The following is a 3,742-nucleotide window of genomic DNA, read 5'->3' as shown; positions in this document are numbered from 1 at the left end:
TCCCGGCGACGAAGCGCTCGCGCTCGCCGCGGCGACGGCCGCGCGCCTGGCCTGCGAACGCGCCGAGGCGCTGGGGTTGACCGACGAATGGACCGAGCCGACCCTGCTCGGTCTGGCCTTCGCCGCGCACGACATCGCCCGCGCCGACGAGCTGGCCCGACGCGTCGCGCGCGGCGCCGGCGAATCGTGGAAGCTCGAAACCACGCTGGACACCTTGCAGGAGCATGTCGACCTGATGCCGCCGCCGCGGCTCGCGTTCGAGACCATCGTCGACGACCTGCGCCGGCGGCTGCGCTGAGCGCGCGACGAACGTCGCAGGCCGCGCCGCTTGCACGCGTGCGCGGGAATCACTAGGCTGCGCGCCGTCACTGGGGAGTAGCTGCCTCCGCACGGGAGGAGCCGACGTCAACAGACTTGGTCCACGGACCATGGCGTCGGCGGCACTAGCTGGGCGAGACCTTTGACTCTGCGATCCAAAGCCGGGGCCGGCGATGGATTGCCGGGTCATTGGTTCCTGTTCGCCGGCCCCAGGACATCCATATGGAAGCTCTGATCACCTCCTTCGGCATGGTCGCCATCGCCGAGATCGGGGACAAGACCCAACTGCTGTCGTTCGTTCTCGCCGCGCGATTCCGCGGACGGCACTGGGCCATCGTCGCCGGCATCTTCGCCGCGACCGTGTTCAACCATCTGTTTGCCGCGCTGGCCGGCAGCTGGGTCGCGCATTTCCTCGGCCCCGATCTCCTGCGCTGGATACTCGGCCTGGCGTTTCTCGGCTTCGCCGCCTGGGCGCTGATTCCCGACAGCCTCGACGACGAGCCCGAGCCCAGCCGCTACGGCCCGTTCCTGACCACGCTCGTGCTGTTCTTCCTGGCCGAGATGGGCGACAAGACCCAGCTCGCGACCGTCGCGCTCGGCGCGAAATACGCGAACCTCGCCCTCGTCACGCTCGGCACGACGCTCGGCATGATGGCCGCCAACGTGCCGGCCGTGCTGATCGGCGAAAAGCTGGCCCAGCGTTTCCCTCTGTCGGCGATGCGCTTCGCCGCGGCGGCGCTGTTCGCGATCTTCGGCCTGCTGATCCTGTTCAAGGTCGACGTCGGCTTCGGGCTCGGGCTCGGACCCGGATGAACGGCCATCGCGATAACGCAGGCCCGCGCTGCGTCGGCCCGTACGGTCGCGCGGGCTTTCGTGCAGCGGCCTCGGCGATGCGGGCCGTCAGCGTTCGCTCACGCTTGATCCCGCTGCTGCCGCGACCGATGCTCCGGTGGCCGACGACGCCTGCGACGCCGCGCGTCCCGGCGGCGTCTGCGTCATCGGCGAACGCTTATTCGCCGGCCACAGAGGACTTTGCCATGCGCCCCCGCCACGCGAGATCGCTACTCGCCGCCGCCCTGCTCACGACCGCCGCCGTCGCGGCGGCAGCCCGCCTCAGCCCCGAGGAACGGCTCGCCAAGGCCATCGAAGGCCGTACCGCCGGCGAGCCGGTCAAGTGCATAGCGCTGCGCGACATCCGTTCGACCCAGATCATCGACAGGACGGCCATCGTCTACGGCACGCTCGGCGGAACGATCTACGTGAACCGCCCGAAGGCCGGCGCCGCATTCCTGCGCGACGATGCCGTGCTGGTCACCGACACGCATTCGTCGGAACTCTGCAACATCGACATCGTCAAGCTGCTCGATCCGACCTCCAAGATGCTGACCGGCAGCGTCGGCCTCGGCGATTTCGTGCCGTATACGAAACCCAGGCCCGACGCGAAGCGCTGAACGCGACGCGACGGCGCCGTTCGATCGCCGCCGCGGCGCAAGACGTCCGCGTCCTTCGCGACGATGCGGCCGGCATCGCGCCGAAGCGTCCGTCGCAGGCCTCGAACGAACCGTCCGCGGCGGGCGCAACGGTGCTGCAACACGCGGCTGTCAGACTGCGCCGGATATGCGGGGCCGGTGCCGGTCCCGGACATGAGCTTCGCAACCCGCGGCAAGCGAGCCGCCGCGCGCAGCGCATCGATCAGTGGACGGGCAGGCGCACCTCGAGCGTCCGGCCGGGATCTTCGTTCGGAGAAGTACGCATGAAACGCCTCGCCCTCCTGCTCCTGACTCTGCTGCCGCTCGCGGCATCGGCCGAGAGCGTGCTGCTCGGCCGCGACCTCGTCGGCAAGGGCGACGCCGCCGCACCGATCCGCGCGGCCGCCGGCGAGCCGTCGCGGCTGGACCGCATCGACGGCGACGAATACTCGCCGCCGATGGAAATCTGGACCTACCGTTTCACGGACAAGGTCGTCAGCCTCTGGATCGTCGACGGCAAGGTCGTGCAGGCCACCGAGGAACGTGTCGTGGCCGGCGGCAGCGGCGGGTCGGCGCAGGTCCGCGAAGCGCACTGAAGCCCGCGGCACCCTGCCGCGGCAGCCGGATCGGCTTCCTGCCGGCACGACCGCCCGGCCGACCAATGCACGGCCGTCGCGTTCGTCCGGATCGCGCGCATCGTCGCGGCACACGGCCACGATCGTCGTGCCTGTCTGCCGTCCGGTCACGAAGTCCGTCGCCAGGATCCGGGCACGGCGTTGCCGAATACACCATTCGCCTTGGGTACATTGCCGTCCCCTGCCGCGTGCAAGCGCCGGCGGCCGCCCGCGTGCTGGCCGACGGCCGCGGCAATCGTCGAGAATGCCGCAGCGAACACCGCCGGAAGAGCCAGGGACTCGGCCCCTGTACCGGCCGGCCCGCGCAGCGCCCTGAACACATCCGGCGGCGCCGCCGGCGTTCGGGCTGACCATTCGGCAGACAGGGAACCCGCGTGATGGACTCCACGACGCTCGACGACGAACGCTGGCAGCGCATGCGCCGGCTGTTCCTGGAAATCAGCACTCTGGATGCGTCCGGACGCGAAGCCTGTCTCGCCGGCGAGGACGGGCAAGTCGCCGCCGCCGTGCGGCGCCTGCTCACGCTGCACGATGAAATGACCGGCACCGGCGATCGGGCGCCGCCGCCGCTCGCGGACGCGTTGTCCGCCGTCGACGATCGCGCGCTGCAGGGCGACGGTGCGACGATTGCCCAATTCCGCGTCGAGCGGCTGCTCGGCGAAGGCGGCATGGGCCGCGTCTACCTGGCGCAGCGCGAGATCGGAGGCAACCTGCAGCGCGTCGCGCTGAAGATCGTGCCGCTCGCGATGCGCACGCCGCGCCTGGTCGAGCAGCTGAAGCGCGAGCGCGCGATCCTCGCGGGGCTCGACCACCCGCACATCGCGCGGCTCATCGATGCCGGCGAACTGCCGGATGGAAGACCGTATTTCGCGATGGAATACGTCGCCGGCGTGCCGCTGCTGCGCTACTGCGACGAGAACCGGCTCGATCTGCGCGCGCGCGTCGCGCTGTTCCTCGATGTCTGCGAAGCCGTGGCCTATGCGCATCGCCAGCTCGTGCTGCATCGCGACCTCAAGTCGAGCAATATCCTCGTCGATGCCGATGGCCGTCTGCGTCTGCTCGACTTCGGCATCGCGAAGTCGCTCGAGGGCGCACAGGCGCGCGACGTCACCAGCGACGGGTTCTTCTCGCTGCGGGCGGCGTCGCCGGAACAGGTGCTCGGCAAACCCACGACGGTTTCGACCGACGTCTACGGCCTCGGCAGCCTGCTATACGGACTGCTCGCCGGCCGGCCGCCGTTCCGTTTCGATCAGGGTTCGCGCGACACCGTGATCCAGCGCATCGCTCACGAACCGCCGCCGCTGGCCAGCGGCGCGGCCG

Annotated in this window: 5 protein-coding genes and 1 riboswitch; all 5 genes read left to right on the top strand. The window is 70.1% G+C overall.

The window, feature by feature from the left end; translation table 11 throughout:
* A partial coding sequence (locus NON22_RS21635) for a hypothetical protein (protein ID WP_257389072.1) occupies positions 1-298 on the top strand: 298 nt, incomplete at its 5' end.
* Positions 299-358: 60 nt separating this feature from the next.
* Positions 359-526: riboswitch (yybP-ykoY riboswitch) on the top strand.
* A gap of 14 nt (positions 527-540) precedes the next feature.
* Complete coding sequence (locus NON22_RS21630) at positions 541-1,131, top strand: TMEM165/GDT1 family protein (protein ID WP_257389071.1); 591 nt, start codon at positions 541-543, stop codon at positions 1,129-1,131.
* Positions 1,132-1,355: 224 nt separating this feature from the next.
* The gene (locus tag NON22_RS21625) at positions 1,356-1,769 is read left to right on the top strand and encodes a hypothetical protein (RefSeq protein WP_257389070.1); all 414 of its coding nucleotides are present in this window, start codon (positions 1,356-1,358) and stop codon (positions 1,767-1,769) included.
* A gap of 302 nt (positions 1,770-2,071) precedes the next feature.
* Complete coding sequence (locus NON22_RS21620) at positions 2,072-2,383, top strand: hypothetical protein (RefSeq protein ID WP_257389069.1); 312 nt, start codon at positions 2,072-2,074, stop codon at positions 2,381-2,383.
* A gap of 416 nt (positions 2,384-2,799) precedes the next feature.
* Positions 2,800-3,742, top strand: a 943-nt coding sequence (locus NON22_RS21615) for a serine/threonine-protein kinase (protein ID WP_257389068.1), incomplete at its 3' end; no start/stop codon positions are given.

The organism is Tahibacter caeni (genome assembly GCF_024609805.1).
In the GTDB taxonomy this organism is placed as follows: Bacteria; Pseudomonadota; Gammaproteobacteria; order Xanthomonadales; family Rhodanobacteraceae; genus Tahibacter; species Tahibacter caeni.
The sequence above is the reverse complement of the archived record's forward strand: the minus strand, read 5'-3'. Positions and strand labels throughout refer to the sequence as shown.